The sequence below is a fragment of the Streptomyces sp. JK94 genome (assembly GCF_053613315.1).
Window position 1 is genome coordinate 296,901 of sequence record NZ_JBSICH010000001.1, and the last position, 16,400, is coordinate 313,300.

The 16,400-nt window shown below is 74.2% G+C and carries 14 protein-coding genes and 3 pseudogenes; 10 read left to right on the forward strand and 7 right to left on the reverse strand.

The genetic code is table 11. The features are described from left to right. Window positions 1-59 precede the first annotated feature (59 nt). The 4 genes and pseudogenes from ACVV2G_RS01395 (at window position 60) to ACVV2G_RS01410 (ending at window position 3,013) form a co-directional block, all read left to right on the forward strand. Entirely contained in the window at window positions 60-1,655 is a 1,596-nt protein-coding gene (locus ACVV2G_RS01395; protein WP_453840672.1) for an HtaA domain-containing protein, read from the forward strand. 210 nt (window positions 1,656-1,865) lie between these two features. Next, window positions 1,866-2,330 (forward strand): annotated as a pseudogene (locus ACVV2G_RS01400) (PhzF family phenazine biosynthesis protein); the annotation flags it as partial. 174 nt (window positions 2,331-2,504) lie between these two features. Continuing rightward, a pseudogene (locus ACVV2G_RS01405) lies at window positions 2,505-2,738 on the forward strand (PhzF family phenazine biosynthesis protein); the annotation flags it as partial. A 104-nt stretch (window positions 2,739-2,842) separates the two neighbouring features. Then, window positions 2,843-3,013, forward strand: a complete 171-nt coding sequence (locus ACVV2G_RS01410) for a hypothetical protein (protein WP_453840673.1) — start codon at window positions 2,843-2,845, stop codon at window positions 3,011-3,013. Between the two features lie 81 nt (window positions 3,014-3,094). On the opposite strand, the gene ACVV2G_RS01415 is transcribed toward ACVV2G_RS01410, so the two are convergent. Both ACVV2G_RS01415 and map read right to left on the reverse strand, forming a co-directional pair. After that, the gene (locus ACVV2G_RS01415) at window positions 3,095-3,742 is read right to left on the reverse strand and encodes a biliverdin-producing heme oxygenase (RefSeq protein ID WP_453840674.1); all 648 of its coding nucleotides are present in this window, start codon (window positions 3,740-3,742) and stop codon (window positions 3,095-3,097) included. A 134-nt stretch (window positions 3,743-3,876) separates the two neighbouring features. Beyond that, window positions 3,877-4,734 carry a type I methionyl aminopeptidase gene (gene map, locus ACVV2G_RS01420; RefSeq protein ID WP_453840675.1) on the reverse strand — a complete coding sequence of 286 codons (858 nt, stop codon included), beginning with the start codon at window positions 4,732-4,734 and terminating at the stop codon, window positions 3,877-3,879. 58 nt (window positions 4,735-4,792) lie between these two features. On the opposite strand from map, the gene ACVV2G_RS01425 reads away from it, so the two are divergent. Then, window positions 4,793-5,026: a hypothetical protein gene (locus tag ACVV2G_RS01425; protein WP_453840676.1), complete on the forward strand. Its 234-nt coding sequence runs from the start codon at window positions 4,793-4,795 to the stop codon at window positions 5,024-5,026. Between the two features lie 188 nt (window positions 5,027-5,214). On the opposite strand, the gene ACVV2G_RS01430 is transcribed toward ACVV2G_RS01425, so the two are convergent. Next, on the reverse strand, window positions 5,215-5,817 hold the full coding sequence (locus ACVV2G_RS01430; RefSeq protein ID WP_453840677.1) for a hypothetical protein: 603 nt from the start codon (window positions 5,815-5,817) through the stop codon (window positions 5,215-5,217). 142 nt (window positions 5,818-5,959) lie between these two features. On the opposite strand from ACVV2G_RS01430, the gene npdG reads away from it, so the two are divergent. Next, window positions 5,960-6,667, forward strand: coding sequence for an NADPH-dependent F420 reductase (gene npdG, locus ACVV2G_RS01435; protein ID WP_453840678.1), 708 nt, complete (start codon window positions 5,960-5,962; stop codon window positions 6,665-6,667). Between the two features lie 81 nt (window positions 6,668-6,748). Then, a complete protein-coding gene (locus ACVV2G_RS01440; RefSeq protein ID WP_453840679.1) occupies window positions 6,749-6,940 on the forward strand; it encodes a hypothetical protein in 192 nt (63 codons plus the stop codon). A gap of 6 nt (window positions 6,941-6,946) precedes the next feature. On the opposite strand, the gene ACVV2G_RS01445 is transcribed toward ACVV2G_RS01440, so the two are convergent. Continuing rightward, window positions 6,947-7,744 (reverse strand): site-2 protease family protein, encoded by a 798-nt coding sequence (locus ACVV2G_RS01445; protein ID WP_453840680.1) that lies wholly within the window; start codon window positions 7,742-7,744, stop codon window positions 6,947-6,949. 122 nt (window positions 7,745-7,866) lie between these two features. Here ACVV2G_RS01445 and ACVV2G_RS01450 point away from each other — a divergent pair, with 122 nt between their 5' ends. Then, window positions 7,867-11,400 (forward strand): AfsR/SARP family transcriptional regulator, encoded by a 3,534-nt coding sequence (locus ACVV2G_RS01450; RefSeq protein WP_453840681.1) that lies wholly within the window; start codon window positions 7,867-7,869, stop codon window positions 11,398-11,400. Between the two features lie 27 nt (window positions 11,401-11,427). Here ACVV2G_RS01450 and ACVV2G_RS01455 read toward each other — a convergent pair whose 3' ends face one another. From ACVV2G_RS01455 to panB, 3 genes are all read right to left on the reverse strand, one after another. Then, window positions 11,428-12,246, reverse strand: a complete 819-nt coding sequence (locus ACVV2G_RS01455) for an ABC transporter permease (RefSeq protein WP_453840682.1) — start codon at window positions 12,244-12,246, stop codon at window positions 11,428-11,430. Beyond that, the gene (locus ACVV2G_RS01460; protein WP_453840683.1) at window positions 12,243-13,268 is read right to left on the reverse strand and encodes an ATP-binding cassette domain-containing protein; all 1,026 of its coding nucleotides are present in this window, start codon (window positions 13,266-13,268) and stop codon (window positions 12,243-12,245) included. The genes ACVV2G_RS01455 and ACVV2G_RS01460 overlap by 4 nt, the downstream gene beginning before the upstream one ends. Before the next feature lie 195 nt (window positions 13,269-13,463). After that, on the reverse strand, window positions 13,464-14,339 hold the full coding sequence (gene panB / locus ACVV2G_RS01465; RefSeq protein WP_453840684.1) for a 3-methyl-2-oxobutanoate hydroxymethyltransferase: 876 nt from the start codon (window positions 14,337-14,339) through the stop codon (window positions 13,464-13,466). Between the two features lie 314 nt (window positions 14,340-14,653). On the opposite strand from panB, the gene ACVV2G_RS01470 reads away from it, so the two are divergent. Both ACVV2G_RS01470 and ACVV2G_RS01475 read left to right on the forward strand, forming a co-directional pair. Then, the gene (locus ACVV2G_RS01470) at window positions 14,654-15,706 is read left to right on the forward strand and encodes an endonuclease/exonuclease/phosphatase family protein (RefSeq protein WP_453840685.1); all 1,053 of its coding nucleotides are present in this window, start codon (window positions 14,654-14,656) and stop codon (window positions 15,704-15,706) included. A 145-nt stretch (window positions 15,707-15,851) separates the two neighbouring features. Next, window positions 15,852-16,397 (forward strand): annotated as a pseudogene (locus tag ACVV2G_RS01475) (MFS transporter); the annotation flags it as partial. Window positions 16,398-16,400 lie beyond the last annotated feature (3 nt).

The window sequence follows — 16,400 nt, forward strand, 5'->3', positions numbered from 1 at the left end:
ACGACCCACGACACCCGGACCGCCCACCCGGCGGGCCACCACGCAAGGAGAACCGAGTCATGCCCGTCAGACGACGCCGCCCCACCGCACTCGCCGCCGCCGTGGCGACGGCCGCCGCGCTCGGCGCCACCGCCCTCGCCACGGCCGGCGCGACCACCGCCTCGGCCGCGGACGTCCCGCTCAAGGACTACGAACTGACGTGGGGCATCAAGCAGTCCTACCGCACTTACGTCGCCACCTACGCGCAGGGCAGTTTCACCCCCTCCGACGGCGCGACGCAGGCCGACGGCAACGGCGCGTTCACCTTCGTCGACGGCACGGGCGCCTACGACTCGGCCACGAACACCGTGGACCTCGCGTTCACGGGCAGCCTCGCGATCGAGTCCGCGGCGCACGGCTTCGCGCTCACGCTGTCGGACGTGCGGTTCGACAGCGAGGACGCCGAGATCACCGCCGACGTGACGCGGGGCGGCACGACCGAGGACGACGTGCCGCTCGCCACGGTCGCCGTCACCCGTGAGATGAAGGACATGGCGACCACGCTGACCGAGGAGGCCGCGGAGGTCTTCGGCAGCGCGAGTTACAGCGGTGCGGCGGGCGACCCGCTGACCGTGGAGCGGAAGGAGGCGCCGGCCCCCAGCCCCACGCCCACCACGAGCGCCCCCACCACCGGCCCCTCCCCGACGGCGACGGCGACGGCGACGCAGACCGGGAGCCCGGAGCCGACGGCCACCGGGACCGCCTCGTCCTCGGCGAGCCCGACCGCGGGCACCGGCGCGTCCCCCACGGCGACGGCGACGGCGACGGCCACGGCCTCTGCCACGGCCACCGCGTCCGAGGCCCCCGCCAAGGGCGAGATAGCCGACGGCACCCTCGACTGGGGCGTGAAGGAGTCCTTCCGCGCGTACGTCGTCGGTGACATCGCCCAGGGCAGGGTCACCGTCTCGGACGGGGCCTCCCAGGCGGCCGGCAACGGCGTCTTCACCTTCAAGGACGCCACCGGAACGTACGACACGGACGCCGGCCGGCTCACCGCCTCGTTCCGGGGCGCCGTGAACTTCAAGGGGCACGAGACGGGCGGCGTCTACGGCCTCGACCTGACTCTGAGCAACCTCAAGGCCACCCTCGACGGCGGCACCGGCACGCTGACCGCCGATGTGAACAGCCTCGGCGAGCGGTCCGAGGGCGTGGCCCTGGCCGACCTCACGGCCGCGTCGGACGACCTGGCCGCCGTGAACGACGTCGTCACCGTCGACGCCGTCGCCGCCACCCTCACCGAGGCCGGCGCGGAGATCTTCGGCAACTACCCGGCCGGCACGGCACTCGACGACGTCGACCTGTCGGTGGCGCTCAGCGACGACGCCCAGCTGCCGGACGGCGACGGCTCGGACACGACGGGCGGCACGGGCGGCACGGGCGGCGCCGGAGGGTCGGGCACGACGGGCGGTACCGGTGGCGGGGCCGGCTCGACCACCGGCGGCACCGGCTCCGTCGTCGGGGGCACGGGCACGACCACGGGCGGCCTGACCGGCGGCAGCCTGGCCTCCACCGGCGCGGACATCCCGGGCCCGGCGCTGGGCGCGGCGGCCGGCGTGGCGGTCGCGATCGGCGCGGGCGCGGTGTTCGCCGCGCGCAGGCGGCGAAACGGCGCGTAGCCGCCCGCACGGCGGCGCGCCGCGCACCGGAGTGGGGCGGGACGGGACGGGGCGGGGCGAGTCTCCCTCGATACGGCCGGTTCCTCCGCAACGGCAGGGGCGACGAGGGAACGGACCCCGGGCCCCGGCCCGCCGGCCCGGACGCTCCCGGACGGGGCCCCCGCCTCGTCCGGGACGCCCTCGCCACCCGCCCGGTGCTTGAATGCCCCGGTGACTGACTACGACGTACTGCGCGTGTTCTGCGCGCCGAACGGCGGCTACGGCAACGAACTCGGCGTCGTCCGGGACGGCTCCGTGCTGCCGGATCCCGCGCGGCGGCAGGAGCTCGCCGCGAAACTCGGCTTCGGCGAGACCGTGTTCGTCGACGATCCCGAGCGCGGCGTCGTCGACCTCTACACGCCCACCCGGCGCCTGCCCTTCGCCGGGCGTCCCTGCGTCGGCACGGCCTGGCTGCTCGACGTCCCCGAACTCGTCACCCCGGCCGGGGTGGTGGGCGCCCGGCTGGACGGCGAGTTCAGCTGGATCGAGGCCCGGCCCGAGTGGGCCCCGCCGTGGACCCTGCGCCGGTACGCGAGCGTCGCCGAGGTCGAGGACCTGCCGGTGCCGCCGCCGGTGCGGCCGGGGGAGGGGCCGGGGGAGGAGCCGGAGGCCGGGACGCAGGCGAGAGCGGAGGCGGAGGTGGAGGCGGAGTCGCCTCCCGCGTCTCCCGCGTCTCCCGCGTCTCCCGCGTCTCCCAGGTCTCTCGCGCCTCTCGCGTCTCCCGCGTCTCCCAGGTCTCTCGCGCCTCTCGCGCCTCTCGCGCCTCTCGCGCCTCTCGCGTCTCCCGCGCCTCCCGGGCAGCGGGGGAGAATCTACGCTTGGGCGTGGGAGGACGAGCCGGCGGGACGCGTCCGGGCCCGTGCCTTCCCGGGGCGCGACGACGGCGTCGACGAGGACGAGGCGACCGGCGCGGCGGCGCTGCTGCTGACCGACCGGCTGGGCCGCGCCCTCAACATCACGCAGGGGACGGGCTCGCAGATCCTCACGGCTCCGCAGCCCGGGGGCTGGGTCGAGATCGGGGGGCGGGTGCGTCTGGAGCGGTGAAGCCGGCCCGGTACCGCGCCTCCGTACGGGTGGAACAGCGTGTGCGCGGGACCGCGAGGGGTTACCTCTGGGCGTAACCGCTCAGTCCCCGCGAGTGGAAACCCATGCGCATCCGTTCCGCCCTTGCCACGGTCCTGCTGACCGCCGCCATGACCGCCACAGGCGCGGCGACCGCCACCGCCTTCGACGGCCACCTGCACGGTGACGAGGACGCCACCTGCAGCCCGTACTTCGGCAGCATCAACTGCCGGAGCGACGACTACGACATCGACTGAGCCGGGCGCTTCGAGCACTGACGGTCCCCCTCGGCCCCGGTGGCCGAGGGGGACCGGTGCGCCCGGGGAGGCCGCGACCGCTCACGCGGTCAGCGGGAACTCCTCGCCCAGCCCCCGGAAGACCGCCGTGTTCAGGGCGAAGGCCCGCTTGCACTCGGTGACGACCCGCTGCTTCTCCAGGTCGTCCGCGCGGATGCCGTCCAGCAGCTCGCGGTACTCGCGCTTGAAGGCCGCCGGGTTGCCGATCCCCTCGAAGACGTAGAAGCGGACCCCGTCGCCCTTCTTGGTGAAGCCCCACGTCCGCTCCGCCCTGTCACGGATGATCTGGCCGCCGGACAGGTCGCCGAGGTAGCGCGTGTAGTGGTGGGCTATGTACCCGGCCGGCCACCGCTCGGCGCACTCGCGCACCCGGGCCGCGTACGCCTCGGTCGCCGGCAGGGCGGTCAGCGCCGCGCGCCAGTCCGGGCCGCGCAGGTGTGCCAGGTCCCGCTCCAGCGAGGTCAGCCGCATCAGCTCGGGCCGCACGAACGGCCCGGCCACGGGGTCCGCCGCCAGCCGGCCGGCCGTCGCCTCCAGCGCCTCGTAGACGAACCACAGCTGCTCGGTGTAGCGCGCGTACGCGTCGACCCCGAGCCGCCCGCCCACCAGGTCGCTCATGAACGTCGAGGTCTCGGCCTCCACGTGCTGTTCGTGGGAGGCGGTGCGGATGAGCGTCGAGAAGGAGTCCATGGCGCTGATTTTTTATGGTTAGGCTTACCTAAGTCAATGGTTTTCCGACGTCCTGTCGGAAAAATCGTGCCGGGACACGCGACGGCCCGCCCTCCGGGGAGAGCGGGCCGTCGAAGAAGGGGTGTGCCGGGCGGCTACGGAAGGGTCAGGATCTCCGCGCCCGTGTCCGTCACCACCAGCGTGTGCTCGAACTGCGCCGTACGCCTGCGGTCCTTCGTCACGACCGTCCAGCCGTCGTCCCACAGGTCGTACTCGTGCGTCCCGAGCGTCAGCATCGGCTCGATCGTGAAGGTCATCCCGGGCTGGATGACGGTCGTCGCGTGCGGACTGTCGTAGTGCGGGACGATCAGCCCCGAGTGGAACGACGAGCTGATCCCGTGGCCGGTGAAGTCCCGCACCACCCCGTACCCGAACCGCTTCGCGTACGACTCGATGACCCGGCCGATGATGTTGATCTGCCGGCCCGGCTTGACCGCCTTGATCGCGCGGGCGAGGGACTCGCGGGTCCGCTCCACCAGCAACCGGCTCTCCTCGTCCACGTCCCCGACCAGGTAGGTCGCGTTGTTGTCGCCGTGCACACCGCCGATGTACGCCGTCACGTCGAGGTTGACGATGTCGCCGTCCCGCAGCACCGTCGAGTCCGGGATGCCGTGGCAGATGACCTCGTTGACGGAGCTGCACAGGGACTTCGGGAAGCCGCGGTAGCCGAGGGTCGACGGGTAGGCGCCGTGGTCGCACATGTACGCGTGCGCCACCCGGTCCAGCTCGTCCGTCGTCACGCCGGGCGCGATGAGCTTGGCGGCCTCCTCCATCGCCCGCGCCGCGATCCGGCCGGCCACGCGCATCGCCTCGATGGTCTCGGGCGTCTGCACCTCCGGTCCGGTGTACGGCGCCGGCGCCGGTTTCCCGACGTACTCGGGCCGGCGGATGTTTCCGGGTACGGAACGGGTGGGAGAGAGCTCCCCTGGTACGAGCAGCGACTGGCCAGACATGCCAGCGAGTCTAACCAGCGGGCATACGAGAACATGTCCCTGGCGAAAGGAGCCGGTCATGGCCCTGTTCAAGAAGCGCACGGTCGGAAAACCGGGCGAGTGGTACTACTGCCTGGAGCACGGGAAGGTCGAGGAGGGCCCGGAGTGCCCGGCCAAGAACCGCTTCGGGCCGTACGCCTCCCGCACGGAGGCCGAGCACGCGATGCAGACCGCCCGCGAGCGCAACCTCGAGTGGGAGAACGACCCGAAGTGGCACGACGCCTCCTCCGCGGGGCGCGCGGACGAGGACTGATCACCCGCTCGCGGCGGCTGCGCGCTTCTCGCGCCGACCAGCAGCGAGCCCGGGCCCGCGCCGGGAGGCCGGGCCGCCGGAGCCCGGCCTCCCGGCGCGGGCTCCACGGCCACGACGGGGCGCGGAGAGCGGCGCCACGGAGGACCCCGCAACGCGCCGGCGGCGTCCCGAGGACCCGGGCCGGGCCCTCACCAGCGCGACGGCGGCGGGGCCGTCAGGTGGTCGGCCAGCCGGGACAGGCGGTCCCGGAACCGGCGGCGGCCCCGGGGCGGCGGCACCGCGTTCTCCCCGGCCGCCGCGCTGACCAGGTGCTGCACCGTGTCCAGGTCCAGCTCGGCGCCGTCCGGCACCGTCAGCGTCTCGTGCGCCATCGCCGTCAGCTCCCGCTCACCCGTGCCCAGCGCCAGCACCGTCGCGCCGGCCCGGCGGGCGTCGTGCACCCCTTCCAGGAGCAGGGCGCCGGGATCGTCGGGCGCCACCACGAGCAGCGTCTCCCCGCGCCGGGCCGCCGCCAGCCGCCCCGGCCCCACCGCCAGGTGCGCCGGGTCCGAGGGGCGCGCGTCGTGCCGCACCAGCGTGGGGGCCAGCTCCGGCGTCCCCGACCAGGCGGCCTCGTCCACCAGGTGGGCCGCCAGGTGCCAGGGCTCGTACGCGGGGGTGCCCACCAGCAGCAGTCCGCCCCCGTGCGGGACCACCGACGACCTGAGCGCTCCCGCGAACCTCCGGGTGGCTCCCAGCCACTCGGTCCCGGCGAGCACTTCCCGCAGCAGCGCGACCCGTACGGCGTCCATGCGCCCGCATCCTGCCGCAACCCGGCCCGCGCGGCCCGGCGTTCGCCCCTGATTCACCCGGCCCGGGGACCTCCCGGGGCCCGCCCGGCACGAGGCGGGACCTGAACCGGCCCGGTGGCCGGGGCGGACGTAGGGTCGGGCCATGACCTCTACCGACAGTGCTGCACAGAAGGCCCCCGCCAAGGACCCCTGGGACCTGCCCGACGTCTCCGGGCTGGTCGTCGGCGTGCTCGGCGGCACCGGCCCCCAGGGCAAGGGCCTCGCCCACCGTCTCGCCAGGACCGGCCAGAAGGTGATCGTCGGCTCGCGCGCCGCCGAGCGCGCGGTGGCCGCCGCCGAGGAGATCGGGCACGGAGTCGAGGGCGCCGACAACGCCGAGACCGCGCGCCGCAGCGACATCGTGATCGTCGCCGTGCCCTGGGACGGCCACGCCAGGACACTGGAGTCCCTGCGCGGGGAACTGGCCGGCAAGCTCGTCGTCGACTGCGTCAACCCGCTCGGCTTCGACAAGCAGGGCGCCTACGCGCTCAGGCCCGAGGAGGGCAGCGCCGCCGAGCAGGCCGCCGCCCTGCTGCCGGACAGCCGGGTCACCGCCGCCTTCCACCACCTCTCCGCGGTCCTCCTCCAGGACCCGGAGATCGACGAGATCGACACCGACGTCATGGTGCTGGGCGAGGCGCGCGCCGACGTGGAGATCGTCCAGGCCCTCGCGGGGCGCATCCCCGGCATGCGCGGCGTCTTCGCCGGACGGCTGCGCAACGCCCACCAGGTGGAGTCCCTGGTCGCCAACCTGATCTCCGTCAACCGCCGCTACAAGGCGCACGCCGGGCTCCGCGTCACGGACGTGTGAGGCGATGGGGGACACTGGTGGGTGCCAGAAGTACCGCATCACCCGCAGTACCCGCCGTGTCCCCCGACAGGAGCCCGCCCCATGCCCCGTCTCGCCCTCTACGCCCTGGCCGTCTGCGTACTCGCCGTGGCCGCCGCCGTCGTCTCCTTCGTGCAGGGCAGTGCGCTGATCGGCGTCGTGTGGGTGATGCTGTCGGGACTGTCGTCCAACATGTGCTGGTACTACGTCAAGCGCGGCCGGGACGAGCGCCGCGCCACGTCCGTCACCGGCTGAGCGGCGTCATCCGCCCGGTGTGCACAGCGGGTCGGTCTGCCAGAAGCGGTACAGCTCGAAGCCGCAGTACGTGTCGAGGTCGCTGATCCCGAGGCCGCGCAGGATCGCGTCGACCGTGTCGAAGAACACGCCGTTGACGGCCGGGATCCACAGCAGCGCGAAGACGATCAGCAGCCCGAAGGGGGCGAGCGGTTCCACCTGCCGCCGCACGGGGTGCGACAGCCACGGTTCGACCACCCCGTAGCCGTCCAGGCCCGGCACCGGCAGGAAGTTCAGGATCGCGGCCGTGACCTGGAGCAGCGCGAGGAACGCCAGCGCCAGGCGGAAGTCGCGCGGCACGCCGTCCAGCGCGTCCAGCCAGAACGGGGCCGTGCAGACCACGGCGAACAGGACGTTGGTCAGCGGCCCCGCCGCCGAGATCACACTGTGCCGCCATCGGCCCCGGATGCGTCCGCGCTCGATGAACACCGCGCCGCCCGGCAGACCGATCCCGCCCATGATCACGAACAGCACCGGGAGCACGATGCTGAGCAGGGCGTGGGTGTACTTCACCGGGTTCAGCGTGAGGTAGCCCTTCGCGCCGACCGAGATGTCCCCGCCGTGCAGGGCGGTGCGGGCGTGCGCGTACTCGTGCAGGCACAGGGACACCACCCACGCGGCCGTCACGAACAGGAACACGGCCAGGCCCGGCTGCTCGGCGAACCCGGTCCAGGCGGCCCAGCCCGTGACCGCGGCGACGGCGACGATCCCGAGGAACACGGGACTGATCCGCCGGTCACTGGGGCGGGCGGTGGCGGTGGTCATGGGACTCCCTGGCTGTCGGACGCACGTGGGGTGCGGGGGCCGCCCGACCGTACCGGACGCCGTCCGGGCGCCCGGTGGCCGGCCGCCGGTTTTCGTGCCCCGCGCCGCGCCGCGGAAACCCCATGACCGGCCGCGACGGCACCGGGGACAATGGGTCCGTGCGCTATCGCATCCTCGGCACCACCCAGGCACTCCGCCCCGACGGCACCGGCGTCCCGGTCGGCGGGGCGCGGCTGCGCGCGCTGCTGACCGTGCTCGCCCTCCGGCCCGGCCGTGCCGTGCCCGCGGCGCTGCTGGTGGAGGAGGTGTGGGACGGCGACCCGCCGGCCGACGCGCCGGGAGCGCTGCAGGCGCTGGTCGGGCGGCTGCGCCGGACGCTCGGCGCGGATGCGGTCGTCTCGGCCGACGGAGGCTACCTGCTCGCCGCCGCCCACGAGGACGTCGACCTGCACCGCTTCGCCCGGCTGGCCGGCGAGGGCACCCGCGCCCTCGCCGACGGCGACCCCGGCAAGGCGGCCGCCGTACTCGACGACGCCCTCGCCCTGTGGCGCGGCCCCGCCCTCGCCGACCTGCCCGACCGCGCCGCGCAGGCGGCCCGCTGGAACACCCGGCACCTGGACGCGCTGCGCGCCCGCCACACCGCCGCCCTGGACCTCGGGCAGGCCGAGCACTCCCTGCCCGAGCTGACCGCGCTCTGCGACGGCCACCCCCTGGACGAGCCGCTCCAGGTCCTGCGGTTGCGGGCCCTGCGCGACACCGGCCGCACCGCCGAGGCGCTGGCCGCCTACGAGGCCGTACGCCGGCTCCTCGCGGACCGGCTCGGCACCCGCCCGGGGGCGGAACTGCGGTCGCTGCACGAGCGGTTGCTCCGTCCCGAGGTGCCGCCGGCGCCGGTCACGACCGCCCGTTCCCCGAGGGCCGGGGCTTCCGCGGGGGCCGGGGCCCGCGCGAAACCTCCCGCGACTCCCGCCGGGCCGGGGAGCCCCGCCGGGCGTGCGGGGTCCGCCGGGGTCGAGTTCCGCGCGGGGGAGGGGACCTCTCCGGCACCCGGGAGCCCCGCCGGGCCTGCGGCACCGGCCGGGCCGGGGAGCCCCGCCGGGGCTCCCGTCGGGGCCGAGTCGCCGCCCCGCCCCCGGGGCAACCTCCGCGCCCGGCTGACCTCTTTCGTCGGCCGCGACGCCGACCTGGAGGCACTGCGCGCCGACCTGGCGACCGCGCGCCTCGTCACCCTGCTCGGACCCGGCGGCGCCGGCAAGACGCGGCTGTCGCAGGAGGTCGCCGAGCACGCCGGGGACGACACGGCCCGGGACGGCGTGTGGCTGGCCGAACTCGCCCCCGTCGACGACCCCGGCGCCGTACCGGAGGCCGTCCTCACCGCCCTCGGCGCCCGTGAGACCGTGCTGTACGGTGCCGGCGCCGAGGAGATGCGCGCCGTCGCCACCTCCGACCGGCAGGCCGGCGCCGTGGAACGCCTCGTCGAGCACTGCGGCCGGCGTCGCATGCTGATCGTCCTCGACAACTGCGAACACGTCGTCGAGGCCGCCGCCCGCCTCGCCGAGGAACTGCTCGCCCGCTGCCCGGGCCTGACCGTCCTCGCCACCAGCCGCGAACCCCTCGGCGTGCCCGGGGAGTCGCTGCGCCCGGTCGAGCCGCTGCCCGAACCGGCCGCGCTGCGGCTGCTCGCCGACCGGGGCGCCGCCGCCCGCCCCGGCTTCCGGACGGACGCCGACGAGGTGACCGCGGCCGCCTGCGCCGAGATCTGCCGCCGCCTCGACGGCCTGCCACTGGCCATCGAGCTGGCCGCCGCCCGGCTGCGCATGCTCACCCCGCGCCAGATCGCCGACCGCCTCGACGACCGCTTCCGCCTGCTCACCTCCGGCAGCCGCACCGTCCTGCCCCGCCAGCAGACCCTGCGCGCGGTCGTCGACTGGTCCTGGGACCTGCTCGACGAGGAGGAGCGGGACGTGCTGCGGCGCCTGTCCGTCTTCGCGGGCGGCTGTGACCTCGCCGCCGCCGAGGCCGTGTGCGGGCCCGCCGCCCTGGACGCCCTCGGCTCCCTCGTCGACAAGTCCCTGGTCGTGGCCGCGCCGTCCGGCGGCGACGGCATGCGCTACCGGCTGCTGGAGACCGTCGCCGAGTACGCCGGCGAACGCCTCGACGAGGCCGGCGGCCGGGCCGCCGCCGAGCGCGCGCACCTGACGTACTACCGCGAACTCGCCCGCACCACCGACCCGTTGCTGCGCGGCCCGCAGCAGCTCACCGCCATCGAGCGGCTGGAGCGGGAGTACGAGAACCTGCGCACCGCCCTTCGCCACGCCATCACCGAACGCGACGAGCAGGAGGCGCTGAGCCTCGCGCTGTCGCTGGTCTGGTACTGGCGGATGCGCGACCTGCGGGTGGAGGCCCGGAACTGGTTCAGCGAGGTCATGACCCTCGGCCCCGACCCCTTCGCCGAGCCGGTGCGCCGCGCCGAGCCGGTGTGGGAGCGGTGCACGGCCGCCCCGCCCCCGATGACCGGCGAAGTGCTCGCCGAGGCCAGGCGCGGGGCCCACCTCGCCCACCTCGCCTGCATGGACACCGAGCTGGACGCCTGGCAGAAACCGGAGGCCAAGCGGAAACTGCGCGCCATCGCCGAAACGTACGAACCGGGCATGCCCCAGACCTGCACCCCGCCCGGCCTGCTCTGGTTCTTCGCCGTGTTGCTCTCCGGCGACACGGACCGGCTACGCGTGATCATGGACGCCACCGTGCGCACCTGCCGCGAGACGCCGGGATACGACTGGGCGCTGGCCGGCAGCCTCCAGATGCGCGCCAACCTCCTCGCCAACCGCACCGAGTGGGCGGGCGACGCGTCCCGCGACGCCGACGAGGCACTGGAGATCTACCGGCGCCTCGGCGACGCCTGGGGCACCGCCGAGGCCCTCTCCGCCCGCGCCGAGGCCCGTGAGCGCAAGGGCGAGTACCAGCTGGCCGCCGCCGACTACCGGGCCGCCGCGGAACACGCCGACCGGCTGGGCGCGCGCGCCCAGGTGGACATCCTGGACGCCCGCCTCGCCGGCGTGCTGCTGGAGGCGGGCGACGCCGAGGAGGGCGAGCGCCTCCTGCGCGCCGTGATCGAGCGGACCAGGGTGGCGGGGCACAACGGCGCCATGCCGGCCGCCCGGCTCTTCCTCGCCGGCCGGCTCGGCATGACCGGGCGGGCCGCCGAGGCCGGCGAGCAGCTGCGGCTGCTGCGCGAGGACTTCGCCATCTCCCACTTCGTCGTCTTCGACGCCTTCATCCTGGCCGTGGAGGCGTGGGTCGCCACGCTGGAGGGCCGGCACCAGGAATGCCTGGACAAGGTGCGCCGGTCGCTGGAGAGGGCCGACGAGCCGCTCTCCGCGGCCATCGCCCCGCACATGCGCTCCTCGCACCTGGCCATCGCCGCGATGGCGCTGGCCAGGGTGGACGGCGGGCGCCGGGCCCCGGACGCCGCCCGCTGCATCGGCGCCGCCGACGCGATGCTGCCGCCGGACCACGTCGAGACGGGCATGGAGCGGGACGCGCGCGGCCGGGCCGCCGAGCGGGCGCGTCAGGCGCTCGGCGACGAGGCGTACGAGGCCGCGTACGCCGAGGGCGTCGGCCTCTCCGCGGAGCAGGCCGTCGCCCTCGTCTGACCCGCATGCCCGCCGGTCAGGACCGGGTCAGCTCTTGGTGCGGAACTTGTGGATGGCGACCGGCGCCATCACCGCCGTGATCGCCACCGACCAGCCGAGCGTGATCCACAGGTCGTGCGCGACCGGGCCGCCGACCATCAGTCCGCGCGCCGCGTCGGCGAGCGTGGACAGCGGGTTGTAGTCGGTGAAGGCCTGCAGCCACCCCGGCATCGACTGCGTCGGCGCGAAGATCGACGAGCCGAACTGCAGCGGGAACAGCACCATGAAGCCCATCGCCTGCACGGACTGCGCGTTCTTCAGGATCACGCCCAGCGTGAGGAACACCCACATGATCGACGAGGCGAACACCGCGGACAGCCCGACCGCCGCGAACAGGCCGGCCCAGTTCCGGATGTCGAAGCCGACCAGGACGGCGACGACCATCAGCACGGTGGTCGCGAACAGCATCCGCAGCATCTCCACCGCGATCTTCGCGAAGAGCACGGAGCCGCGCCCGATCGGCAGGGACCGGAAGCGGTCCATGACACCGGAGTTGAAGTCCTGGCTGAACCCGGTGCCGACGCCCTGGGACAGGGTCATGCTCATCATCGCGATCATGCCGGGGATCACGTACTGCACATAGCCGTCCTGGCCGCCGCCGAGGGCCTGGCCGATCGAGCCGCCGAAGACGTACACGAACAGCAGGGTGAAGACGACCGGCATCAGCAGCGCGTCGAACACGGACTCCGGGTCCTGCCGCATCCACAGCAGGTTGCGGCGGACCAGGGCGCCGGTGTGCCGCAGGTGCCCGCGCGGGGTGATCCGGGCGTCGGCGGCGGGAGCGGGGGGTGCGGTGGCGGCGCTCATACGGCGACCTCCTCGCGGGCTTCGGCGGGCGCGGGGTCCTGCGGGGCACGGGCGCGGTGGCCGGTGAGGGACAGGAAGACCTCGTCCAGGCTGGGCAGTTCGGTGGTGACGGAGGACAGGGTGACGCCGCGCGCGGTGACCGCGCCGACCACGGCGGTCAGTTGCTCGTCGCTGAGGATCGGCACCAGGACGGCGGCGCGCTCGGCGTCCACGGTGGAGCTCGCGAGTCCGGTGATGCCCAGCTCGTCCAGGTGGGAGGCGAGCGGGCGGAGCTGGAGCGGGTCGGCCGGGCGGACCCGCAGGGTGCGGCCGCCGACCCTGGCCTTCAGCGACTCGATGCCGCCGCTCGCGATGACCTTGCCGCGGTCCACGACGGTCAGCTCGGAGGCGAGCTGCTCGGCCTCCTCCATGTACTGGGTGGTGAGCAGCACGGTGACGCCGTCGCCGACCATGCGCCTGACCTCGTCCCACACCTCGTTGCGGGTACGGGGGTCCAGGCCGGTGGTGGGCTCGTCCAGGTACAGCACGGCCGGGCGCCCCATCATGGAGGCGGCCAGGTCGAGGCGGCGCCGCATGCCGCCCGAGTAGGTGCGGGCGGGCCGCCCGGCGGCCTCGGTGAGCGAGAAGCGCTCCAGCAGTTCGCCGGCCCGGGTGCGGGCGTCCTTGCGGGACAGGTCGAGCAGGCGCCCGATCATGTAGAGGTTCTCCCAGCCGGGGAGCTTCTCGTCCACGGACGCGTACTGCCCGGTGAGCCCGATCACCCGGCGCAGCTGTCGCGGCTGCCGTACGACGTCGTAGCCGGCGACGTGCGCCTCGCCCGCGTCGGGGGTGATCAGGGTGGACAGGATGCGGACGAGGGTGGTCTTGCCGGCGCCGTTCGGCCCGAGCACACCCATCACGGTGCCCTCGCGCACGTCGAGGTCGACGCCGTCCAGCGCCTTGGTGTCGCCGTAGTGCTTGACCAGCCCCCGCACGGTGACCGCGCTCCCCGCGGCCCGGGGGCTGTCGTCGATTCGCTTCATGCCGGCGACGTTGTCAGGCCCCGCCGACAAAGCGCCGACATCCCGCCGACGGCGGCCCGGCCCCGCCGACGTCCCGCCGACAGCCGCGCGGCCCCGCCGACGGGAGCCGCGAGCCGGTGGAAGGAGGCCCGGGGAGAAACGGCCGGCCCCGCCGACGGGGGTGGATCGGCGGGGCCGGTGTCGTACCGCGATGGCTCAGTGGACGGAGTGCTCCTCCTGCGGGAACGTTCCGCCGATCACGTCGTCGGCGAACGCCTTCGCCGCGTCGCCGATGACCCGGCGCAGGTCGGCGTACTGCTTGACGAACTTCGGCACCCGGCCGCCGGTCAGCCCGAGCATGTCGGTCCACACCAGCACCTGGGCGTCCGTCTGCGCACCCGCGCCGATGCCGACCGTCGGGATGTGCAGCGTCCGCGTCACCTCGGCGGCCAGCTCGGCCGGCACCAGCTCCAGGACGACCGCGAAGGCGCCCGCGTCCTGCACCGCCTTGGCGTCGCGCAGCAGCTGCTGGGCGGCCTCCTCGCCCCGGCCCTGCACCCGGTAGCCCATGGCGTTGACGGACTGCGGGGTGAGGCCGATGTGCGCCATCACGGGGATGCCGGACTCCACCAGCAGCTCGATCTGCCGGTGCGAGCGCTCGCCGCCCTCCAGCTTGACCGCCCCGACCCCGGCCTCCTTCACCAGCCGGGTCGCCGAGCGCAGCGCCTGCACCGGGCCCTCCTGGTAGGAACCGAAGGGCAGGTCGCCGACGATCAGGGCGCGGCCGGTGCCCCGTACGACCGCGGCCGAGAGCATGGTCATCTCGTCCAGCGTGACGGGCACGGTGGTCTCGTAGCCGAGGTGGCAGTTGCCCGCGGAGTCGCCGACGAGCATGACCGGGATGCCGGCCTCGTCGAAGACGGACGCGGTCATCGCGTCGTACGCGGTGAGCATGGGCCACTTCTCGCCGCGCTCCTTGGCGGCGGTGATGTCCCGGACGGTGATACGGCGGTTGCTCTTGCCCCCGTACAGTGCCCTGCTCCCGTCGGCGGGCCGGCTCTGCGTCGTCGGGGCAGCCGAAAGCTGCGTCATGGCAACGGCTCCTTCATGTCATCTCGAGGCACCCTCACGGCGTCCCCGGATCCCTTCCATGGTGGCACCTCCTGCCTCCCGGCGGCTAGGGGACCCCCGTCATGGGCCGCCGGACCCGTCGACCGGAGGGGCGAATGTGCCCGTTGTGTCACAGAGCGGCCCCTCCCGGCGGTGCACGGAACTCCGGGCGCCGACTCGTACGTCCTCGTGCCCGTACGGCCGTCGGGAGACGGCAGGATCGGAACCGATCATCCCCTAGGGTGCTGAGTCACGGGGGGAGCGACGGTGTGCACGGCAGGCAGTGAGGCGACGGTATGGCGCAGCAGGCGTACATGACGGAGACGGACAACGGCGGCTCGGGGCCCGAGCACCGGGGAGCCCGGCTTCGACGCCTGTTCGACCGTGCGGTCACCGGCTGGCGCGGCGACCGGCGGATCTGGCGCCGGGGCCTGGTCACGGCCGCGGTGGCCGTCGTCCTGGCGGTCGTCATGGCGGCCCACTCGCACATCCCGAACGCCATCGGCAACCTCGGCAGCCTCACGGAGACCTTCCTGCCGTGGTTCGGCCTGCTGATCCCGGTCCTGCTGGTGATCGCGTTCGCCCGCAAGTCGGCGACGGCGCTGATCGCGCTGGTGCTGCCGGTGAGCGTGTGGCTCAACCTCTTCGGCGGCCTGCTCTTCGACAAGACCGGCGCGGGCGGCGACCTCACGGTGGCCACGCACAACGTCAACGCCGACAACACCGACCCGGCCGGCACCGCCCGCGCCGTGGCCGCCGCGGGCGCGGACGTGATGGCCCTGGAGGAGCTGAAGGCGTCCGCCGTGCCGACGTACGAGAAGGCACTGGAGGCCAAGTACCCGCACCACGCGGTCGTGGGCACGGTCGGGCTGTGGAGCAAGTACCCGCTCAGTGACGTGCAGGCCGTCGACATCCGGCTGGGCTGGAAGCGCGCGATGCGCGCCACCGTCGCCACGCCCTCCGGGCAGATCGCCGTGTACGTCGCCCACCTGCCCTCCGTACGGGTGAAGCTGGAGGCGGGCTTCACCGCCCGGCAGCGCGACAAGAGCGCCGACGCCCTCGGCGAGGCCATCGCCGGCGAGAAGCTGTCCCGCAAGATCCTGCTCGGTGACCTCAACGGCACCATGAACGACCGCGCGCTCACCGCGATCACCTCCCAGATGCGCTCCCCGCAGGGCGCCGCGGGGGACGGCTTCGGCTTCAGCTGGCCGGCGTCCTTCCCGATGGCCCGCATCGACCAGATCCTGGTCACCGGCGTCGAACCGGAGACGAGCTGGACGCTCCCGGCCACCGGCAGCGACCATCTGCCGATCGCCGCGCGTGTGAAGGTCGACACAACGGCATCCTGAAAGTCCCTGATCGGCCCCCTGCGGGCGGCTGCCGGAAACCCGCCCGTCACTTCGCGGAATACTCGCCCTGAGAGGCTTTGTTCCGTACGGGAACATAGCGAACAGTCCCGTACGCGACTCCTCCGCTCGAAAGGCGAGACCCTTCATGCCCCTGGCCCTGCTCGCCCTTGCCGTGGGCGCCTTCGGCATCGGTACGACCGAGTTCGTGATGATGGGCCTGCTGCCCGACGTCGCGGACGACCTGCACCTCTCGATCCCCGCCGCCGGCCACCTGGTCTCGGCGTACGCGCTCGGCGTCGTCGTCGGCGCCCCGCTGCTCGCGGCGGCGACCACGCGGATGTCCCGCCGCACCGTCCTCATCGCCCTGATGGCGCTGTTCGTGATCGGCAACGCCCTGTCGGCCGCCGCACCCGGCGAGGTCTCCCTGCTGGCCGCCCGCTTCGTCAGCGGCCTGCCGCACGGCGCCTTCTTCGGCGTCGGCGCCGTGGTCGCCACCGGCATGGTGGCACCGGAACGCAAGGCCCGCTCCGTCTCCCTGATGTTCCTGGGCCTCACCGTCGCCAACATCGTCGGCGTACCCGCGGCCACCGCCATGGGCCAGCAGCTGGGCTGGCGGGCCACCTTCCTCGGCGTGAGCGCGATCGGCGTCGCGGCGATGGCGGCCCTGGCCGCCCTGATCCCGCGCGACCACGCC